General features: G+C 60.2%; 18 protein-coding genes and 1 pseudogene. 15 read left to right on the top strand and 4 right to left on the bottom strand.

Translation table 11 applies throughout. The features are described from left to right. Position 1: 1 nt before the first annotated feature. The 8 genes from D8779_RS12420 (at position 2) to D8779_RS12385 (ending at position 8,389) form a co-directional block, all read left to right on the top strand. Positions 2-1,669, top strand: a complete 1,668-nt coding sequence (locus D8779_RS12420; RefSeq protein WP_136664794.1) for an AMP-binding protein — start codon at positions 2-4, stop codon at positions 1,667-1,669. Positions 1,670-1,735: 66 nt separating this feature from the next. Beyond that, positions 1,736-2,182 (top strand): hotdog fold thioesterase, encoded by a 447-nt coding sequence (locus D8779_RS12415; protein WP_136664793.1) that lies wholly within the window; start codon positions 1,736-1,738, stop codon positions 2,180-2,182. 146 nt (positions 2,183-2,328) lie between these two features. Beyond that, complete coding sequence (locus D8779_RS12410) at positions 2,329-3,138, top strand: alpha/beta fold hydrolase (protein ID WP_136664792.1); 810 nt, start codon at positions 2,329-2,331, stop codon at positions 3,136-3,138. After that, positions 3,135-3,998: an alpha/beta fold hydrolase gene (locus D8779_RS12405; RefSeq protein ID WP_136664791.1), complete on the top strand. Its 864-nt coding sequence runs from the start codon at positions 3,135-3,137 to the stop codon at positions 3,996-3,998. Before D8779_RS12410 ends, D8779_RS12405 begins: the two co-directional genes overlap by 4 nt. 51 nt (positions 3,999-4,049) lie before the next feature. Beyond that, positions 4,050-4,712 (top strand): glutathione S-transferase family protein, encoded by a 663-nt coding sequence (locus D8779_RS12400; protein ID WP_136664790.1) that lies wholly within the window; start codon positions 4,050-4,052, stop codon positions 4,710-4,712. Beyond that, a complete protein-coding gene (locus D8779_RS12395; RefSeq protein ID WP_136664789.1) occupies positions 4,709-5,521 on the top strand; it encodes a DUF4892 domain-containing protein in 813 nt (270 codons plus the stop codon). Before D8779_RS12400 ends, D8779_RS12395 begins: the two co-directional genes overlap by 4 nt. 88 nt (positions 5,522-5,609) lie before the next feature. Next, complete coding sequence (locus tag D8779_RS12390; protein ID WP_136664788.1) at positions 5,610-6,689, top strand: AI-2E family transporter; 1,080 nt, start codon at positions 5,610-5,612, stop codon at positions 6,687-6,689. A 155-nt stretch (positions 6,690-6,844) separates the two neighbouring features. After that, positions 6,845-8,389 (top strand): YdgA family protein, encoded by a 1,545-nt coding sequence (locus D8779_RS12385; protein ID WP_136664787.1) that lies wholly within the window; start codon positions 6,845-6,847, stop codon positions 8,387-8,389. Between the two features lie 154 nt (positions 8,390-8,543). Here the strand turns inward: D8779_RS12385 and D8779_RS12380 are convergent, their stop codons facing one another. Next, positions 8,544-9,569 (bottom strand): patatin-like phospholipase family protein, encoded by a 1,026-nt coding sequence (locus D8779_RS12380; RefSeq protein ID WP_136664786.1) that lies wholly within the window; start codon positions 9,567-9,569, stop codon positions 8,544-8,546. Between the two features lie 262 nt (positions 9,570-9,831). On the opposite strand from D8779_RS12380, the gene D8779_RS12375 reads away from it, so the two are divergent. Both D8779_RS12375 and D8779_RS12370 read left to right on the top strand, forming a co-directional pair. Beyond that, positions 9,832-10,110 (top strand): hypothetical protein, encoded by a 279-nt coding sequence (locus D8779_RS12375; RefSeq protein WP_136664785.1) that lies wholly within the window; start codon positions 9,832-9,834, stop codon positions 10,108-10,110. Continuing rightward, the gene (locus D8779_RS12370; RefSeq protein ID WP_136664784.1) at positions 10,110-10,718 is read left to right on the top strand and encodes a flavin reductase family protein; all 609 of its coding nucleotides are present in this window, start codon (positions 10,110-10,112) and stop codon (positions 10,716-10,718) included. Before D8779_RS12375 ends, D8779_RS12370 begins: the two co-directional genes overlap by 1 nt. 59 nt (positions 10,719-10,777) lie before the next feature. On the opposite strand, the gene D8779_RS12365 is transcribed toward D8779_RS12370, so the two are convergent. Beyond that, complete coding sequence (locus tag D8779_RS12365) at positions 10,778-13,477, bottom strand: cation-transporting P-type ATPase (RefSeq protein ID WP_136664783.1); 2,700 nt, start codon at positions 13,475-13,477, stop codon at positions 10,778-10,780. Positions 13,478-13,643: 166 nt separating this feature from the next. Between D8779_RS12365 and D8779_RS12360 the strand changes: the two genes are divergently transcribed. From D8779_RS12360 to D8779_RS12340, 5 genes are all read left to right on the top strand, one after another. Next, complete coding sequence (locus D8779_RS12360; protein WP_136664782.1) at positions 13,644-14,561, top strand: AAA family ATPase; 918 nt, start codon at positions 13,644-13,646, stop codon at positions 14,559-14,561. After that, positions 14,558-15,514 carry a DUF58 domain-containing protein gene (locus D8779_RS12355; protein WP_136664781.1) on the top strand — a complete coding sequence of 319 codons (957 nt, stop codon included), beginning with the start codon at positions 14,558-14,560 and terminating at the stop codon, positions 15,512-15,514. Before D8779_RS12360 ends, D8779_RS12355 begins: the two co-directional genes overlap by 4 nt. Further along, positions 15,511-17,505 carry a transglutaminase TgpA family protein gene (locus tag D8779_RS12350; protein ID WP_136664780.1) on the top strand — a complete coding sequence of 665 codons (1,995 nt, stop codon included), beginning with the start codon at positions 15,511-15,513 and terminating at the stop codon, positions 17,503-17,505. The genes D8779_RS12355 and D8779_RS12350 overlap by 4 nt, the downstream gene beginning before the upstream one ends. A 69-nt stretch (positions 17,506-17,574) precedes the next feature. Then, entirely contained in the window at positions 17,575-18,348 is a 774-nt protein-coding gene (locus D8779_RS12345; RefSeq protein ID WP_136664779.1) for a CHAD domain-containing protein, read from the top strand. Positions 18,349-18,455: 107 nt separating this feature from the next. Continuing rightward, positions 18,456-19,253 carry an acyl-CoA thioesterase gene (locus tag D8779_RS12340; protein ID WP_136664778.1) on the top strand — a complete coding sequence of 266 codons (798 nt, stop codon included), beginning with the start codon at positions 18,456-18,458 and terminating at the stop codon, positions 19,251-19,253. 17 nt (positions 19,254-19,270) lie between these two features. Here the strand turns inward: D8779_RS12340 and D8779_RS21125 are convergent, their stop codons facing one another. Both D8779_RS21125 and D8779_RS21120 read right to left on the bottom strand, forming a co-directional pair. After that, the gene (locus tag D8779_RS21125; RefSeq protein WP_420875608.1) at positions 19,271-20,026 is read right to left on the bottom strand and encodes a methyl-accepting chemotaxis protein; all 756 of its coding nucleotides are present in this window, start codon (positions 20,024-20,026) and stop codon (positions 19,271-19,273) included. 114 nt (positions 20,027-20,140) lie between these two features. Next, positions 20,141-20,302, bottom strand: a pseudogene (locus tag D8779_RS21120) (HAMP domain-containing protein); the annotation flags it as partial. Positions 20,303-20,329: the final 27 nt, after the last annotated feature.

Genomic DNA, 20,329 nt, shown 5'->3' with positions numbered 1-20,329 from the left:
TGTGGCTCATGCAATCCGTTTGCCGCTTGAGGTGTTTTATGAGCGCGAGGCTCGGCACCCGAATAAACGTTACATGGTGCAGCCGTTGCCGGGTGGGCAGCTGCAAGAACTGAGCTGGGCCGATGTCGGCGAGCAGGCACGCCGCGCGGCTAACTGGCTGCGTAGCCGCGAACTGCCGCAGGGCAGCCGCATTGCGATTATTTCTAAGAACTGCGCGCATTGGATTGTCAGTGACCTTGCAATCTGGATGGCGGGGCACGTGTCGGTGCCGCTATACCCCAATCTCACTGGCGAGTCAGTCGGTCAAGTGCTGCGTCATTCCGAGGCGGCGCTGGCCTTTATTGGCAAGCTGGATGACTGGCCAGCCATGGCACCTGGCGTGCCGGTGGATGTGCCGACCATCGGCCTGCCGCTGCGCCCCCAGGGCGATTTCAGCTTTACCTGGGATGACCTGCAAGCCTGCGCGCCCATTCAAGATACCCCCAAGCCAGCCGCTGATCAGCTGGCCACCATCATCTACACCTCCGGCACCACTGGCACGCCGAAAGGGGTGATGCACCACTTCAGCAATTTCGGTTTCGCCGCCAGCCACGCCACTGAGTTATTCGGTGTGGGCGAGGATGACCGGGTGCTGTCTTACCTGCCGCTGTGCCATGTGGCTGAGCGCATGTTTGTCGAACTGGCTTCAATCTATTCAGGACAAACGATTTTCTTTGCCGAGAGCCTGGAAACCTTCCTCGAAGACCTCAAGCGTGCGCGCCCGACCGTATTGTTCGGTGTGCCGCGGATCTGGACTAAGTTTCAGATGGGCGTGTACAGCAAGATGCCTGCTGAGCGGCTCAACTTTCTGCTCAAACTGCCGGTCATCGGCCGTCTTGTGGGTAAGAAGGTGCTGGTCGGGTTAGGGCTGGATGCTGTGCGTTATGCGTTGTCTGGCGCGGCGCCGGTGCCTGAGGCGTTGCTTAATTGGTACAAGCGCCTGGGCCTGGATGTGCTTGAGGTGTATGGCATGACCGAGAACTGCGGCTACTCGCATGTTTGCCGGCCTGGCAAATTCCAACAGGGCTGGATCGGTCAGAACAGTCCAGGCGTTGAAGTACGGATTGCCGAGGATGGCGAGGTGCAGGTGCGCAGCGGTGCGACCATGCAAGGCTATTACCAAGACCCGGAAAAAACTGCTGAAACCATCACCGCCGATGGCTTCCTGCGTACCGGTGACAAAGGTGAACAGGACGCCCAAGGCAACCTGCGCCTGACCGGCCGGATCAAAGAGATCTTCAAAACCAGCAAGGGCAAGTACGTGGCCCCCGCACCCATCGAGAATCGCCTGGGTGAGCACTCGCGTATCGAACAGGTGTGCGTGGTTGGCGATGGCATGGCCCAGCCCATGGCGTTGTGTGTGCTTTCTGATGTGGGCCGTAGCGAAGCCGCCAACAGTAGCCGCGGCGAGTTAGAGAACAGCCTGAAAAATCTGCTTGAACAGGTCAACCAGAGCCTCGACAAGCACGAGCGCCTGCAGCGTTTGGTGCTGGTGAAAGAGGTTTGGGCAGTGGACAACGGCTTCCTTACGCCTACCTTGAAGATCAAGCGTGCGGTAGTAGAAGGCACCTATGCTGATCGATTCGGCGAGTGGACTGAGCGTAGCGAAGCGGTGCTCTGGCACGAATAATCAGGCACGAGGCCGTCATTCATGTGGCGGCCGCGTATGGCTGGAACACCCCCTGAAGGATTGATTATGGCCCTCTGGCAGCAAACCCCGAATCTTGAGCAGCTCAATGGCTTTCTAAAAAACACCATCGGCGAGCAATTGGACATTCGTTTCGAAACCTTCGATGACGAGTCGATAAGCGCGAGCATGGTGGTCGATGCACGCACCCACCAACCCTACGGCTTGCTGCATGGTGGGGCGTCTGTAGTGCTGGCCGAAACCTTGGGCTCCACCGCCAGCCATCTGTGCATCGACAGCAGCAAGTTCTACTGCGTCGGCCTGGAAGTTAACGCCAACCACTTGCGCGGCGTGCGCAGCGGGCGGGTAACCGCCGTGGCGCGCCCGGTTCACTTGGGGCGTACCACCCATGTCTGGGATATTCGTTTAAGTGCTGAGGATGGTAAGGCCAGCTGTATTTCCCGGTTGACTATGGCCATTGTGCCTTTGGGTGAGAACGGCCCGGCTCAACGCTAACAAACAAAATTAGCCAGTACTGCATTGGCTGGCACGCCTCCCATCAGGATTGGCGGTAGTGCCGTCATTCACTGGCCGTTTTGTCATTGCTGCATCGACAGGGCTGCCGGACAATCATCCATAACTTCTCTGATAAGCCCGCCGCCATGACCCAGTCTGTGTTCTTCGCCCATGCCAACGGCTTTCCTTCGGCCACCTACGGCAAATTGTTTGCCGCGCTGGCGCCTGACTACCAGGTGCAACACCTGGAGCAGCACGGCCATGATCCGCGTTTTCCGGTGAACGACAACTGGAGCAACCTGGTTGATGAGCTGATCCATCACCTTGAGGCCCATCAACAGCCGGTGTGGGGTGTTGGTCATTCGCTGGGTGGGGTGCTGCATTACCATGCCGCTTTGCTGCGCCCCGATCTGTACCTAGGGGTAGTGATGCTCGACTCGCCGGTGCTGACGCTGGCCGACAAGATAGTGATCCGCGCCGCCAAACGCTTTGGCTTTATCGACCGCATCACCCCGGCTGGGCGCACGCTGGGGCGACGTGAGGAGTTTGTCGATCTGGCCGAAGCACGCGGTTATTTCGCCGCCAAAGGTCTGTTTCGCCGCTTCGACCCAGAATGCCTGGATGCCTATGTGCAACACGGCTTGCAGGCATCGGGCAAGAACCTGCGCCTGCGGTTTGATCCGGCCACAGAAATTAGTATCTATCGCAGCGTGCCGCATACCAGTCCAGGCCGACCGCAACAACTTAATGTGCCGCTGGCCATGGTTCGCGGCCGTCATAGTCGGGTGGTTATGCCGCATCATGCCCATCTGGTGAGGCGTGTGCCGAAAGGTGAATACCTGACGTTGCCCGGCGGTCATATGTTCCCCCTAGAGCGACCGCAGGACACCGCAGACCTGTTGAAAAAACTGTTCCAGCGTTGGGCCGGTCAACCTGAAAGCGAGCAAAGCGCATGAGCCTGGGTTTTCAAGAAGTACGCCTACGCTTGCCCCACATTGAGTTGGCCGCTCACCTGTATGGTCCCGAAGACGGCAAGCCGGTGATTGCCCTGCATGGCTGGTTGGACAATGCCGCGAGTTTTGCCCGGCTGGCGCCACTGCTACCGGGGCTGCGGATCGTGGCCTTGGATTTCGCCGGCCACGGCCATTCGGATCACCGTCCGCCCGGCGGCAGTTACGCGATCTGGGATTACGCTCACGATGTGCTGCAAGTTGCTGAACAGTTCGGTTGGCAGCGTTTTTCCCTGCTCGGGCATTCCATGGGGGCGATTGTTTCGGTGCTGTTGGCGGCGGCCATGCCGGAACGTATCGAGCGTTTGGCGCTAATTGACGGGCTGATCCCTTACACCGGTGAGCCGGACACGGCGCCGCAAAAACTCGGCGAAGCACTCAAGGCGCAACTGGCTTTGGCCGGCAAGAGCAAACCGGTGTATGCCGAGTTTGATCGCGCCGTGGCGGCGCGCATGCGCGGGGTAGGGGCGGTCAGTCGTGAAGCTGCAGAATTGCTCGCCCAGCGCGGCCTGATGCCGGTGCCTGGCGGTTACACCTGGCGTACCGACAGCCGTCTGACCTTGCCATCGCCTCTGCGCCTGACTCATGCCCATGCCCTGGCATTTGTGCACGGCCTGCAATGCCCCGCCAAACTGGTGATGGCAGAGCAAGGCATGCTGCTCGCGCAACCCAAGCTAAACCAGCTGGTCGAGGGTCTGGCCATTGATGTGGTAAAGCTGCCCGGAGGCCATCACTTGCACCTGGATGACGACGCAGGCGCAGGCTTGGTAGCAGACTGTTTCAAAGCATTTTTGGACGCGCCTTGACTTGGTAAAGGCAACTGGGGAAAGGTGTGATCGATAGCCACGGAGATTCGCATGATCGACCTGTATACCGCCGCCACCCCCAACGGCCATAAAGTGTCCATCGCACTGGAAGAGCTGCAACTGCCTTATAACGTGCAGGCACTGAGTTTCGACAAGCAGGAACAAAAGGCTGAGGCCTTTCTCAAGATCAACCCCAATGGCCGTATTCCGGCGATTGTTGATCGTGGCAATGACGATTTTGCGGTGTTTGAATCGGGTGCCATCCTTCTGTACCTGGCGGAGAAAACCGGGCAATTGCTGCCCAGCGATGCCAAAGGGCGCTCGCGAGCGATCCAATGGCTGATGTTTCAAATGGGTGGTGTGGGGCCAATGCAGGGCCAGGCCAATGTGTTCTTCCGTTATTTTCCGGAAAAGCTGCAGGGGCCTATCGATCGCTACCAGCGCGAAACTCGACGTCTTTATGAGGTGCTCGACACGCGATTGGGCGAAGCGCAGTACCTGGCCGATGACTACAGCATCGCCGACATTGCTACCTACCCTTGGGTGCGCATTCACGACTGGGCCGGTGTCTCGGTCGAGGGGCTCGAACATCTCCAGCGTTGGATGAATGAGCTGGCCGCACGCCCAGCCGTGCAGCGCGGCGTGTTGGTGCCACAGCGCGAAGAGGACGGCGAAAAAATCGTCAAGGCCGCTCAGTCGATGTTGATCAAATGAGCCGCTTTAAGCGTTGTGGCCTCGCGCTAAGTCTGTTGTTGAGCTGCTCCGTGGCCTGGGCAGATGTGGCCGGTAGCAGCGATCTTGAGGTGCTACCGCGTTTTGCTGGGAGCAAGATTGTCAGCTTCAAGAATGTTGCCGAGCAGGAGCGAACTTATCCGCAAGGATCGATTCGACGCATTAGCGGCACTTTGCGCTACGAGCGTGAAGTGGCTGCCCAAGGCCAGTTGAATGCTGTGACCTACGAGTTACCACGTACCCACACGGCTAATGAGGTGTTTGCACAAGCCCGCGCAGCGCTGCAGGCTCAGGATGCCGAGTTGCTTTACTGGTGCGTGGGCCGTGAATGCGGCTCAAGTAGCCTGTGGGCTAATGCGGTATTCGATAACGCCACCTTGTATGGCTCCGATGCCGAGCAGACCTATGCGTTGATGCGTCTGGCAGCGCCACGCCAGGACAGCCTGGTGGCGCTGTACAGCATCACCCGTGGCAACAAACGCGCCTACCTGCATGCTGAGTTACTGGCGGCCAATGCGGCGCTGGGCGAGGTTTTACCAACACCTGCAACCTTGCAGCGGCAGTTGAAAAACACCGGTGAATTGCGCCTGCCCAAGCAGGTCGAACCTAGCGCTGCCTGGGCAGAGCTGTTGGCACGTAGCCTCAGGCTCGACAGCACCTTGCGCGTCAGCATCAGTGGTGCGCAGGCTGAAGCCTGGCGTGAGGCGTTGGTTGAGCAACGCGTACGCGCCAGCCGCTTAGAACTGGGTGAGGATGAGGTCAGTGGCGTGCAGCTCAACGTGCTGCGCTAAGACGCCAGTAGCGTTACTCTTATCGTGTGAATTCTTCCGGCTCTGTCCCTTGTGGCAGAGCCTTTTTCGTTATGCAGGGAGCTAGGTAATGGCCAATAACGATCGGCTGCTGGTGCAGATATTGCTGCTCGTTTTGCTGGGCGCCAGCCTATGGGTGTTGGCACCTTTTTGGTCCGCGTTGTTTTGGGCGGCGGTGTTGTCGTTTGCCAGCTGGCCGGTGATGCGTGTGTTGACTCGCCTGCTTGGTGGGCGTCAGGCGTTGGCTGCAGGTTTGCTAACCCTGACCTGGACCGTGGTGGTCGCCGTGCCCTTAGTGATGCTGGGTTTCAACCTGGCGGACCACATCAAAGATTTCACTGCGTTGCTCAAGGGGTTTGAGGTCGAAGGGTTGCCGCCAGCGCCGAGCTGGCTTGCTGGCATCCCTTTGGTGGGCGAGCGATTGGTAGGCTTGTGGCTGACAATCGATCAGCAAGGCGCCGCGTTTTTCGCCACAGTCCGGCCGTACCTGGGCCAGGTTGGCAACTGGTTACTGGCGCGCAGTGCCCAGGTTGGTGGCGGCATGCTGGAGCTGGCCCTGAGCCTGATTCTGGTGTTCTTTTTCTACCGTGACGGCTCGCGTTTGGCGGCGTTTGCGCAAAGCCTGTTGCAGCGGTTGATTGGTGATCGTGCCGAGCATTACCTGGAGTTGGTTGCCGGCACAGTGCAACGGGTGGTCAATGGGGTTATTGGCACGGCAGCGGCGCAGGCCATTCTGGCCTGGATTGGCTTCGCCATTGCCGGTGTGCCGGGTGCGTTGGTGCTGGGGATTCTAACCTTTGGTTTTAGTCTGATCATGGTGCCGCCCCTGATCTGGGGCCCAGCCGTGGCCTGGTTGTTCTGGCAGGGTGAAGTGGGCATGGCTGTGTTCTTGCTGATCTGGGGTTTCTTGGTGATCAGTGGTGTCGACAATATCCTCAAGCCGTACCTGATCAGCCGTGGCGGCAACCTGCCGCTGATTGTGGTGCTGCTCGGGGTGTTTGGCGGCATTCTGGCGTTTGGCTTTATGGGGCTGTTCCTCGGGCCAACGTTGTTAGCGGTGGCCTATAGCCTGGTGAGTGATTGGGTTGGCAGTCCCGCTGGCAACATTGTGCTCAGCAGCACTGACCCTGCGGATAAGCCACACAGCTGAGGGGCGGCGCAGAGCAGGTATTGGATCGGTTGGCATTCTCGGCCAATTTCCCTGGCGGTGTCTTGGTCGCCTGCGGCCGTGGTGGTAGCCTTGCTGCGCTTCGCGGCAGCAGCAGGGAAGCCCCACACTACCTAACGGACTCGCAGGATTTAGCCATGAAGAAAATTGTAGGCAGCGCCCTCGGCGTTATTGTCGCCCTCGGCGCATTGAGCACCGCCGGTGCCTGGTACACCGGTCAGCAACTGCCAGACGTGCTGGAAACCTCGATCAAACAGGCCAATGAAGACATGGCCAAAACCCTTCCGGCTGTAGGCCTGAGCGCCACGATCGAGTTAGTTTCGCTGGAGCGTCAGCTGTTCAGCAGCCATGCACGCTACCGCATCCAGTTTGCCGGCAGCCTGGATGGCGAGTCGCCGAGCAACTTCGAGTGGTTTGTTACTGACCGCATTGAACATGGACCGTTCCCGCTGTCACGCTTGCAGACTCTCAAGCTGATGCCGGTCATGGCCACCAGTAATTATGTGCTGGAGCGCAGCCCGGAGCTGGAGAAGTGGTTTGCCGCCAGCCAGGACGGTGCCCCACTGCAAGGCCAGGTCAGCCTTGGCTACGACCGCTCGATGAGCGGCAACTTACGTCTGCAGCCGCTGAAAGTGGCGTTGGATGAACAGACTCACATCGATTTCACAGGCTTGGAAATCGACTTTGACAGCAGTGCCAACGTCGAGAAGATCAGCGCCAGTGGGGTTATGGATAGCCTCACAGTGACCTCTACTTTGTCCACCGATGAACGCATGCGCCTTGAGTTCAAAGGCATGAACCTCACCAGCAACACCCGCAAGGGCGTCAGCGATTTCTACCTGGGGCAGAACGAGGTGCGTCTGCAACAGATCGAGCTGCAGATTGGTGAGAGTGCGCCCATCCTGCTCAAGGATTTTGTCCAGCGTGATGAAACCAGCGAAGCCAACCAGCAATTGTCAGCGCGTTACAGCTATGACATCGGCATGATCAGTTATCAGGGCAACGACATCGGTTCTTCAGAAATGCTCTGGACCGTGAAGAACCTTGATGCGGTTGCACTGCAATCGATGATCGAGCTGTATGGCACCTTGCTGCAAAGTGGCAAGGTCGACAGTGAGAGCGGTATGCCGGAGCTGACTGACGAGCAGACTGCGCAGTTCAAAGCCGATCTGGAAAAACTGCTGGCTGGCAAACCGGGCATGGCCCTGGAAAAACTCGCGTTCAAAACCGCCAACGGTGAGAGCAGTTTCAGCTTTGGCTTGGACCTGAACAAACCGGCGTCCTTCGACCTGCCAGCGCCTGAACTGGCTAAGCAGTTGATCGCACAGTTGGATGCGAAACTGCTGGTATCCAAAGCCATGATCGGTGATGTAGTTGGCGTTCAGGCGGCGATTGCCGGTGAAACCGACAAGGAAGCGATTGCCCAGCAGGCAGCCATGATGAGCGAAATGGCCAGTGGTATGGCGGTGGCCAGCGAATTGGCCATTGTCCAGGGCGAAGACATCAGCACCAGCCTGCACTACGCCAATGACCAAGTGACGTTCAACGGCAAGCAGATGAGTGTTGAACAGTTCGCTGCTTTAGCCATGAGCAGCGGCGGCGGTTTGGCCGGTATGGGCGACGACGCCCCGATCGATGGAACACTGCTGGACGACCCCGAGGCTGAGAGCAGCCTGCAGTAAAAACGACAGCGCTGAGCAACTGTTTTAGCGCGCGTTAAAGGCGGCCAGATGACCTGTAGAGCAGGGCATCTGGCCTTTTTTTTAGGCTTACTTCTATCTATATGTTCAACCCTAGAGGCTAACCTGCTGGCGAGGCGAGCTTATAGAGCAAGCGTTAACGGTCGCCACGCTCATATTTATCCAGGGTGTCGCTGGCAATCTGTCGGCCGAGCATGATCAGCTCCGGCGCCTTATAGAACTCGAAGAAACGGCACACGCGCTTGGGCACGTTGATCAGGATGTCCGGTGGATAGCCGGCAATTTTGTATTGCGCCAATGAGGTTTGCATCACCTCGAAACTCTGGTTGATCAGTTCCAGCAAAGACGCAGGGCCGCTGAGGTCAGCCACACGCGAGCCGCTGGCGGATTTCGGCGCGGCGGGTTTATCCAGGCTGCCGCGGGCGTTCTGCTGCCAGGGATTGATGGCCTCGGGTTGCAGTGGGCTGCTGTTGTCTTCCAGTAGCAGCAGTTCGTCGTCTTCCCCGGGTTTACGTTTGAACGAGGGTAAGCGTGAACCCAGTGAACTCATCAGCAGGTCAAAGCGGCCCTTGAGCGCGGGGGCGCGTTCGATAATCGGCAGTTCGTAGTGCTGCTGATGAGTCGAGTTGAGGTTGACCGCGACGATCAAATCACAGTGGCTGGACACCACTGGCACGATCGGCAGTGGGTTGAGCAAACCGCCGTCGACCAGCATGCGTTTGCCTTGAATCACGGGGGTAAACAAACTTGGAATCGCCGCTGAGGCACGCATGGCCTGGTGTAGACAACCTTCCTGGAACCAAATTTCCTGCTGGTTGGTAAGGTCAGTGGCGACAGCGGTGAAGGGGATGCGCAGGTCCTCAATGTCGATGTCGCCAACTATTTCGCGAATCTTGCCGAACACTTTTTCACCGCGAATCGCACCCAGGCGGAAACTCACATCAAGCAGGCGCAGCACGTCCAGATAATCCAGGCTCTGCGTCCAGTCGCGGTATTCGTTGAGTTTGCCGGCGGCGTAGATGCCGCCCACCACGGCGCCCATTGAGCAGCCGGCGATACAGGCGATGTCATAACCGCGTGCTTCCAACTCTTCAATCACGCCGATGTGCGCATACCCGCGCGCGCCACCGGAACCCAATACCAGCGCAATGCGCTTACTCATCTCTAGTGTCCCCGTAACGATTTATGCAGCGAACATACGCGCGGTGCAGCGCGCCGCCAAGGCGCGATTTGCTAGACTGCGGTGCTTGTTGTGGCCGAGCCTCAGTTAAGTGAGCAGGCTGTTGATGATGTTAAGGGGGCGTCAGGCACTTTTGCCTGTTGAACGCGTCTTAGGATCTGTTGGTGTGTCGCCAGTACTCGGGCGGCTTATCTGGAAGTCGATCAAATTGAATCAACCCTATGCTTATTTCGGGAGTGGCCTGATGAAACTGTGGATCGTATTGCCCATGCTGTTGCTGGTGCTCAGTGGCTGCGCCGGTAAAACGGCTTACCGCAACAGCTGTGCTAATCAGTTGGACTCCGCCTGGCGCGAACTTGACTTGGCCAAGGCCGAAGGCTTTGCCGGTACGGTGAGCTATTCCAAGGCGCTGTCGTTGCTTACTGCCGCGAAAACCCAGCAACAGTTTGAAGCCTACAAAGGTTGTACGGCGAAGTCCGAGCGGGCGCGGTTTTATATTCGTGAATCGCGAGCCGGTCGTTAATGCAACTGGATTTCAGTGCGCTCGAACCGCTCGAACGCTACCGCTGGCTGGCGTCGACTATCACGCCCCGGCCGATTGCTTGGGTTTCCAGCCGGTCGGCTGAAGGCGTCAGCAACCTGGCCCCATTCAGTTTTTTTCAGGTGATCAGCGATGATCCGCCGACTCTGATGATCAACGTCAATCACCGCGCCGATGGTGGTCTGAAAGATACCCTGCTGAATGTGCAAGCCAGTGGTGATTTGGTGATTCAGCTGGTGTCCTTTGCCCAGGCCGAGGCGATGAATGCCAGCGCCGCCGTATTGCCCTACGGCATCAGCGAGTTCGAGCAGTGCGGCATCGCCAGCCTACCCTCACAGCGGGTAGCGCCGCCTCGGGTCGCCGGCGCGGCGGTGGCCTTTGAATGCCGGGTGGCGCAGATTCTGCCCTACCCAGCAGATAAGCCCAATTGCCATCTGATATTCGCCGAAGTGCTGTTGGCGCATATCGACGATGCGGTGCTCAATGACCAGGGTCGCATTGATGCGCATAAGCTTGATCTGGTCGGACGTCTAGGCGGTATGGCCTATAGCCGCACCCGCGATACCTTCGAGATGCGCCGCCCCGGCTGAGCACGTGGCTGCCTCTAGCCACGTCTAGCCGCACTAATCGATGCAAAAACGACCTCTGTTTAGCTTGGCACCTGGCTGCGTTTTAGTCGCCGTAACAGCCACTTCTCCGCTTCAACGCAGGCGCATACCCCCAGTGCTACCAGCAGGCACCAGCCCCAGGCGAATGCCGGCAGGGCGGCGGTGGCGAAGACCTGCTGCATGGCCGGCCAATAGGTGAGCAGCAATTGCAGGCTGAGTAACAGGCCGACCATGCTCCAGATCATCGGGTTGTCGCGTAGGCCAAAGTTCGCCAGCCCATCTAGGCGACGGCTGCTGAACAGGTAGCCGATTTCGCAGGCAACCACCGCATTGACCGCCAGGGTGCGGCTGCTTTCAAGGCTCCAGCCGAGCATCTGCGTGTAGAGGAACAGGCCCAGGCTAGCCAGTGTCATCAACACCGCAATAAACCCCACGCGCCAGAGCAGGTGGTGGCTGAGCAGATTGACCTTGGGATCACGTGGCGGGCGGCGCATCAGGTCGGCTTCTGCCGGCTCAAACGCCAGGGCTAGGGCCAGGGTCACAGCGGTGATCATATTGATCCAGAGAATCTGCAGCGGGGTGATCGGCAAGGTCAGCCCCAGGGCAATGGCGGCCAGCAGGATCATCGCTTCGCCGCCATTGGTTGGCAGGATAAACAGGATGGTCTTCTTCAGGTTGTCATAGACCGTGCGGCCTTCCTCGACCGCATGGGCGATGGTGGCGAAGTTGTCGTCGGCCAGAACCATCTGTGCCGCTTCCTTGGCGGCCTCAGTGCCCTTGATGCCCATGGCGATGCCAATATCGGCACGTTTCAGGGCCGGCGCGTCGTTGACGCCGTCACCGGTCATCGCCACCCGCGCGCCACAGGCTTGCAGACGTTCAACCAGGCGCAGTTTGTGTGCCGGGCTGGTGCGGGCGAATACGCTGGTGGTGGGTAGCAGCTGATCCAGCTGGCTGTCGCTGAGGCTGTCGAGATCGGCGCCAGTCAGCGGTTTGCCATCGCCCAGGCCGAGTCGCTGGGCAATGGCGCTGGCGGTGCCGGCATGGTCGCCGGTGATCATCTTCACCGCAATGCCGGCGTTGTGGCAGTCGGCGATGGCAGCAATGGCTTCCTCGCGAGGCGGGTCGAGCATGCCGACCAGGCCGAGCAACACGTAATCGCCGTCCAGGTCCTGATAGTCGAGGCTCTGCTGCGGTTCGCCGAGCGGCCGAATGGCCAGGCCGAGCATGCGCAGCCCCTGGCTGGCGCCGCTGTCCAGGGCCTGATGCCAGTGACGTGGGTCGAGCGGTTCGGGATGGCCGTCGCGCCATTGGCGGTCACAGGATTCGAGTACACGTTCAGGGGCGCCGATCATATAAATCAGGCCATGGCGGGCATGGTCATGGTGCAGGCTGGCGGTGCAGCGCTGCTCGGAGCTGAAGGGGATGGTATCGACCTGCGGCAGGTTGCGCGCCTCATGCTGCGGCTCCAGGCCGACCTTGCCGGCCAGGGTCAGCAGGGCGGCTTCGGTGGGGTCGCCGGTGATGCACCAGCCGTTCTCGCCGCTGCGCAAGCTGGCGTTATTGGCCAGCAGGCCGGCGCGGGCCAGTTCGCGCAGGTCATCGGCGGCGTCCAGTTGGCACAGCTGGCCGTCATCGCAGTGAATGCTGCCTTGCGGTGTATAACCGACGCCATCGACGCTGTAATGGTGTGCGGCGGTAAACACTTGCTGCACGGTCATCTCGTTGCGCGTCAGGGTGCCGGTTTTGTCCGAGCAGATCACCGTCACCGCGCCGAGGCTTTCCACGGCTGGCAGATTGCGAATGATCGCCCGGCGCTTGGCCATGCGCTGCACGCCGAGGGCGAGGATGATCGTCAGCACCGCCGGCAGGCCTTCGGGAATGGCCGCTACCGCCAGGCTGACCGCGGCCAGCAGCATGTCCTCGGCGCTGTAGCCACGCAAAAGCACGCCAAAGGCAAAGGTCAGCAGCGCCAGCACGAGAATACCCAGGGTTAGATGGCGGGCGAACTTGGCCATGTCAACCAGCAGCGGGGTTTGCAGGCTAACCACGTTTTCCAGCATATGGCTGATTTTGCCCAGTTCGGTTTGCTTGGCCGTGGCCACCACCACGCCTGCGGCGCTACCGGCATTCACCAGGGTGCCGGAGTAGGCCATGCAGCGGCGGTCGGCGAGACTGGCTGCTGGCGCAACTGCATCAGGGTGTTTATTCACGGGCAGGGACTCACCGGTCAGCGCGGCCTCATCAATGCGCAGATCGCGGGTCTCCAGCAGGCGCAGGTCGGCGGGCACGCGGTCGCCGGCCTCCAGCAGCACCCAGTCGCCGGGCACCAGCTGTTCGGCGGCAATGCTGTGCACCTGGCCGTTGCGGCGCACCCGGCTTTCCAGGCTGAGCATCTGTTGAATCGCCAGCATGGCGTGCTGGGCTTTGCCCTCTTGCACAAAACCAACCAGGGCATTGATCAGCACCACGGCAAAGATCACCGCACTGTCGAGCCACTCGCCCAGCAGCAGGGTGAGCAGGCAGGCGCCGAGCAGGACGTAGATCAGCAAGTTGTGAAACTGCAGGGCAAAGCGTTTCAGCGGTCCGCTGGCCTGTTGTTGCGGCAGCAGGTTGAGACCGTGCTCGCTGAGCCGCTGGGTGGCCTCAGCACTGTCCAGGCCTTGGGCGCTGCTATTGAGTTGTTCCAGGCTTTGTTGCGCTGGCAGGGCGTGCCAGTCATGGCCAGATGGCGCTTGCATTCGATGTGTTCCAGCGCTGTTCGGGCCTTTAGCCTAAACCCCACAAAGATGTTGGGTGTTGGCCTGGATCAATTGAATGGTTCACAAGTTCGTCAGTAAAGGTTTCCATCAGCTATGCCGTCACAGCTGAGCGCAGTAGCATCATGAATCGCTAAAGGAGTGATTTATGCGCGCCAAACTGGACGCTGTGCTGCAGACGGTCAATCAAGTACTTCTGGGTAAAGAGCCTCAGGTGCGCCTGGCGCTGACCTGCTTGTTGGCCCAAGGCCATCTATTGATTGAAGACTTGCCCGGTATGGGTAAAACCACCCTCAGCCACACGTTAGCCAAGGTGCTGGGCCTGAGTTTTCAGCGTATCCAGTTCACCTCCGACTTGTTGCCCGGCGATATTCTTGGCACGTCAGTGTTCGATAAAGACACCGGGCAGTTCATCTTCCACCCAGGGCCAATTTTTGCTGAATTGGTGCTGGCCGACGAGATCAACCGCGCTACCCCGAAAAGCCAGAGTGCGCTTCTTGAAGCCATGGAAGAGGGGCAGGTGACCATCGAGGGCGCCACCCGGCCATTGCCTGAGCCGTTCTTTGTGATTGCCACGCAGAACCCGGTAAGCCAGGGCGGTACCTTCGCCTTGCCCGAGTCGCAGCTGGATCGCTTTCTGATGCGTTTGTCACTCGGTTATCCCGGTAAAGCGGCGGAAAAGGCGCTGCTGTTAGGCGACTCACGGCGTTCCTTATTGCCGTCCCTGCCGGCGCTGCTCGATCACGCGGAGCTGGCTCTGCTGCAGGCCGAAGTACCGAAAGTGCGCGCCAGTGATGCGTTGATCGACTACGTATTGCGCCTGGTTGATGCTACCCGTAGCCAACCGCAGTTCGCCTGGGGCTTGTCGCCACGAGCCAGTCTGGCGCTGCTGGCGGCGGCGCGGGCCTGGGCTTTCCTCGCAGGGCGTGATTATGTGATTCCGGAAGATGTACAGGCCGTACTGCCCTCTGTGGTTGGCCATCGCTTGCGTGAACGCGCCGACCCGGCAGGGCACGGCGCCGGCAGCCTGGTGCAGTGGCTGCTGCGTGAGGTGCCAGCGCTTTGATCGCCCAGCTCAGACCGCGCTGGAACCGCTGGCTGGCCCGGCGCATTCCGGCAGCCAGCAGCGTGCGCCTGAACCAGCGGCGGATCTTTATCATCCCCAGCCGGGTCGGCGCGGCCTTTATGCTGGCGTTGCTGTTGATGCTGCTGGCGGCGATCAATTATCAGAACAGCCTGGCCTACGGGCTGACCTTTCTGTTGGCGTCGGTGTTTGTCGTCGCCATTTTGCACACCTACCGCAATCTGGCCGGGTTGATCCTCAAGGCCGGCAGTGCGCCGGCGGTATTTGTTGGTGAACCCGCTGGTTTTCGCGTGCGCCTGGAAAGCAGTCAGCGGCCTCATCAGGCTGTCAGCCTGGGTTGGCCACCGGCCGAATTGCAGACGCTGGATGTGCCGGCTGAAGGTGTGAGCGAATGTCCGTTGAACCTGCCTACGCTGCACCGTGGCTGGCTGCGGCCCGGTCGCCTACGCGTCGAGAGCCGTTTCCCGCTGGGTATTCTGGTGGCCTGGAGCTGGGTCGATCTGGACCAGCGGGTGCTGGTTTACCCACGTCCCTTGCCCGGTGATTTGCCGCTGTCCGCCGGTGCCAGTAAGGATCAGGAGGAAGAGGGCAGTCGGCCCCATGGCCAGGGTGTGGACGATTACCAGGGCCTGAAGACTTATCAGCCCGGTGATTCCAAGCGTCGCCTGCACTGGAAAGCCTATTCCCGTGGCCAGGGTTTGCTGGTCAAGGACTTTGCCTCGATCACCGGGCGTGATTTGTACCTGGATTTCGAGGCCTTGGCCGGTGATGTCGAAACCCGCCTGTCACTGCTTTGCCATTGGGTGCTGCAGTTATCCGAACGTCAGCAACCCTTTACCCTGAGTCTGCCGGGGCAGGTGCTGGGCGCCGATAGCGGCGAACTGCATCGCGATGCCTGCCTGCGCGCTCTGGCGCTATTCGGACGTGGCGCATGAGCCGTATTGCAGTGATCCCACGGATCAGCCTGACCTGGCTGCTGGTGGCGCAGGTGCTGGTGATCATTCCCCATCTGACGCATTTGCCGCTGTGGATCATCGGCCTGTGGCTGGGCAGTGCGGCCTGGCGCATTCAGATTTTCCGCATGCGGGCACGCTACCCGAATGCCTGGGCCAAGGGCGGTTTGATGCTGGCGGCGGCGCTTGGGGTGTTTCTTTCCCGTGGCAGCTTGATCGGTCTGGATGCCGGGGTGGTGCTGCTGATTTCGGCTTTTGTCCTCAAACTGTTGGAAATGCGCACGCGGCGTGATGCGCTGGTGCTGATCTTTCTCGGCTTCTTTGTGGTGGTCACCGCCTACCTGTTCGATGACAGCATGCTGATGGCGTTTTACAGCCTGCTGCCGGTCACCGCCTTGCTCGCCGCCTTGATTGGCCTGCAGCAGAGCAGCCTGGCCAATCAGCCCTGGCCGACCGCACGCCTGGCTGGCGGGCTGCTGCTACAGGCGCTGCCGGTGATGTTGCTGCTGTTTGTATTCTTCCCGCGCATGGGCCCGCTGTGGTCATTACCGGTGCCGAATGACAAGGCCACTACGGGGCTTTCTGACAGCATGGCGCCGGCGGATATTGCCGAACTCAGCCGCTCCGCCGCCCTGGCGTTTCGTGCCAGCTTCAATGGAAATACGCCACCGCGTAGTGAGTTGTATTGGCGTGCGCTGACCCTGGATCGCTTCGATGGGCGGCGCTGGTCGCAATCCGATCACGCCGAGTTTGGCCCCGCTGCGCAGTGGCAGAAACAGGGTGAGGCGCTGAGTTACAGCATCGTGATGCAGCCGAGCTCACAGCGCTGGCTATTTGCCCTGGATGTGGCGCAAACCACGCTGGAGCAGACTCGACAGATGAGCGACTTCCGTCTGCAGCGCCGGCAGCCGGTGGATCGCTCACTGATATATCAGGCGACGTCCTGGCCGCAGGCGCTGCGCGAGCCGCAACTGCCTCCGAAAATCTTTCGTCGTGCGTTGCAGTTGCCGGAGCAAGGCGAGCCGCGTAGCCGCGCCTGGGCCGAGCAGCTCAAACGCGAGCATCCGCAGCCCGAACAACTGGTGCAGGCGCTGCTTAGCCACTTCAATCGTGAGCCCTATGCCTACACCCTGCGTCCCCCGACGCTGGGTGAGGACAATATCGATGATTTCCTCTTTGAAACCCGCAGCGGCTTCTGCGCGCATTACGCAGGGGCCATGACCTATGTATTGCGCGCGGCGGGTATTCCAGCACGGGTGGTCGCCGGTTATCAGGGCGGCGAGTTCAACCCGGCGGGTAACTATGTGCAGGTGCGTCAGTTTGATGCCCATGCCTGGGTTGAGTACTGGCAAGCGGGGCAGGGTTGGCTCAGCGTCGATCCGACCTTTCAGGTTGCGCCCGAACGTATCGATATGGGCCTGGAGGCGGCTCTGGCCGGTGAGCAGAGCTTTCTCGAAGACTCGCCTTTTTCCCCGCTGCGCTATCGCAACCTCAGTTGGCTGAATGAGTTGCGCCTGGCCTGGGACAATATCAATTACGGCTGGCAGCGCTGGGTGTTGGGCTACCAGAGCCAGCAGCAGCTGGAATTTCTCCAGCGCTGGCTGGGCCGGGTGGATGCCCAGTCGCTGGTGATCGGCCTGGTGGGCGGCGGGGCGCTGCTGCTCGGCTTGCTTTCACTCTGGTTGTTCAAACCCTGGCAGCGTGAGCGCGATATGCAGCAACGGCTGTTCCGGCGTTTCGAGGGTTTACTGGCGCGCCATGGTGTGCCACGCCAACCCGGCGAAGGACCGCGCGACTATGCCGTGCGGGCAGCCCAGCAGATGCCAGCGCAGGCACAGGCGATTGCTGATTTTGCGGCCGCGTTCGAGGCGCAGCGGTATGCCGGGCAGGAGCTTTCGGCCCAGCAGTTACGTCAGCATTTGAAAGCGCTGCGGCAGGCGTTGCCTTGGCGGTTTACCCGTTTAGAGCCATAGCGACCATTGGCCACTTGTGGCTAATCAGTAAGCGCATAAGCTGGGGAGCGATTTCACCGGAGTGAGGCGATGCAAGGCTTGATTGATGAGGTGCCGCGGCACGTACTGCGCATACAAATGCGCTTGTTTGCCTGTTGTGAAAGGCTGCGGGTAAGCACTGACGACGAGGCCCTGCACGATCTACGTATAGCCTTGCGTCAATTGCGTAGCTTACTGCGGCCGTTGTCTTCGACCGCAGTTTGTGAGGCCTTGCAGCAGCGCGCAGCCGAGCTGGGTCGCCTGACCGGCCCGCTCCGCGACCTTGAGGTGCTGCTGGGCTATCTGCAGCAGCAAGGGCTTGATAGCGCCGCGCAATCACGCCAACCACTGCTACAGCAGGGCTACCTTCAACTGTTGGACAGTGCGCCGTTGGCACAGCTGCTGAGCGCGCTGGATGACTGGCCGCAGCAGTGGCGCCAGGCTGCCAGCAACGGGCAACTAAGCGACCTGCACAAGCGGATCAGGCAGCGTTTGCACAAGGACCGCAAGCGCTTGGCGCAGGCGCTGCTTGACCCCGCCCATGACCGACACCGCCTGCGCTTGCTGGTCAAGCGTCTGCGCTATGCCGCCGAAGCCTATCCGCAGTTGGCTGACTTGTCTGGGCGTATGCGCATGCAGCTGAAACAGGCGCAGTCAGCGTTGGGGGATTGGCATGACCATTGGCAATGGTTGCAGCGCGCCGAAGCGGAGGTGGATTTGCAGTCGTGCGTGCCGGCTTGGCGTGCAGCGATGCAGAATGCCGAGCAGCAGGCTGACAGGGCCCTGCAGATATTGAGCGCAGGTTTTGTTCGCACCAGCAGCTGAGTTGGCTGAAAAGTCGTTATACCTTCGGCTTGTTTGGCCGAAATGTCGTGTCATCCGTCGTCGCCTTTGCCCTAAGATCACCGGCATATTCAGTGTTCGAGGTGGTTATGGGCTTTTCCGAATTACTCCAGGCGGTGCGCGATAATCCTCAGGCGGTGTTGATTCCTGCGCAATGGGGGCAGGGCCGTGCCAGTTTTGGTGGCCTGGTGGCGGCACTGGTGTACGAGGCCATGCGTGCTCAAGTGCCGAACGGGCGTCCGCCGCGTTCTTTGGCAATTACCTTTGTCGGCCCTGCCGCGCCGGATGTGCCGGTAAGTTTCGAAGTGGAAGTGCTGCGCGAAGGCAAAGCAGTCAGCCAGGTGCTGGGGCGGGCGATACAGGACGGCCAGGTGGTGACCCTGGTGCAGGGCAGTTTCGGTGCCGGGCGCGAGTCACGCATCTCGGTACAGGCCGATCCTGCGCCGCAAGCCAAGGCGGTGGAAGAGTGCCAGGAGTTGCCGTATATCCCCAATGTAACCCCCGAATTTACCCGTTACCTGGCCATGCGATGGGCGTTTGGCGGTATGCCGTTTACCAATAATCCGTCACGCGACATGGGGGGGTGGGTGCGTCTGCGTGATCAAGACAATGCCGAACCGGCCAATGAGGCTCACCTGCTGGCACTGGTCGATGCCTGGCCGCCTGCGGTATTACCGCACCTGAGCGCGCCGGCCCCCGGTAGCTCACTAACCTGGACCATTGAATTTGTTCAGCCTATGAGTGAGTTGAGCACCCAGGACTGGTGCCTATACCGCGCGCAAATCGAACATGCCCGTGATGGCTACGGTCATGTGGCGGCTGCGTTATGGTCGCCAACCGGTGAGTTGCTGGCTATCAGTCGGCAGACAGTTGCTGTGTTCGGTTAAGCGTCTTGCGTCAGCTCTTATAGCTTGAGCTGGCGAATAGCCTTATTCAGCTCACCTGCGAGACTGGCCAGGTCGGCACTGGTGACGGCCGATTGAGCAGTCTGGCCGACGGTCTGTTCGGTGACATCGCGGATGCGGATCACCGCGCGGCTCATCTCTTCGGCCACCTGGCTCTGCTGCTGCGCCGCTACAGCGATCTGTGTATTGCTTTCACGCATATGCGCCACGGATTCGGTGATCGCCACCAGCGCCTGACCGGCTTCACCGGCCTGCTTTACGCACTCATCGGCCTTGATCGAGCTGTCCTGCATAAAGTCTACGGCATCGCGGGTGCCGCTTTGCAGAGTGTTGATCATCTGGGTAATAACGTCGGTGGAGTCTTGTACGCGCTTGGCCAGGTTGCGTACTTCATCGGCCACCACGGCAAAACCGCGGCCCATTTCGCCAGCGCGGGCGGCTTCAATCGCTGCATTGAGCGCGAGCAGGTTAGTCTGTTCGGCGATGCCATGAATCTCACTGACCACGCTGCCGATCTTCTGGCTGTCGACCGCTAGCTGTTCGATCATCTGCGCGGTTTGTTGCACGCCGCTGGACAGCCCGGAGATCGACAGGCTCACGCGGTTGACCGCCTGCTGGCCGCTGCGCGCTAGGTGCTCGGCGTTCTTTGATTGGTCGCGGGTGTCGGCCGTGTGCTCAGCAATATGGTGCACGGTGGCGGACATCTCGTTGATGGCCGTGGCCGCCTGTTCGGTTTCACACTGCTGTTCGAGCATGCCCTGGCGCACATCGCGCATATTGCCGGCCAGGCGTTCGGCACCTTCATCCAGCTGCGCCGCCGACTGAGCGACGATACCGACCACCCGTTGATAGCCGGCCTGCATGGCATTGAAGGCGCTGGCCATCTGGCCCACTTCATCTTTGCAGTTCAGAGGCACTCGGGCGCTGAGATCACCGCTCTTTTCCACCTGCAGCATCACGTCCTTGAGGGTGTTGAGGTGGCTTAGCAGAAAGCGAATCAACAACTGTGATGCCGCCAGCAACAGCAACATCAATAGCGCGACGACCAAGGCATAACG

The sequence above is a fragment of the Pseudomonas leptonychotis genome, from assembly GCF_004920405.1.
Classification (GTDB): domain Bacteria; phylum Pseudomonadota; class Gammaproteobacteria; order Pseudomonadales; family Pseudomonadaceae; genus Aquipseudomonas; species Aquipseudomonas leptonychotis.
The sequence above is the reverse complement of the archived record's forward strand: the minus strand, read 5'-3'. Positions and strand labels throughout refer to the sequence as shown.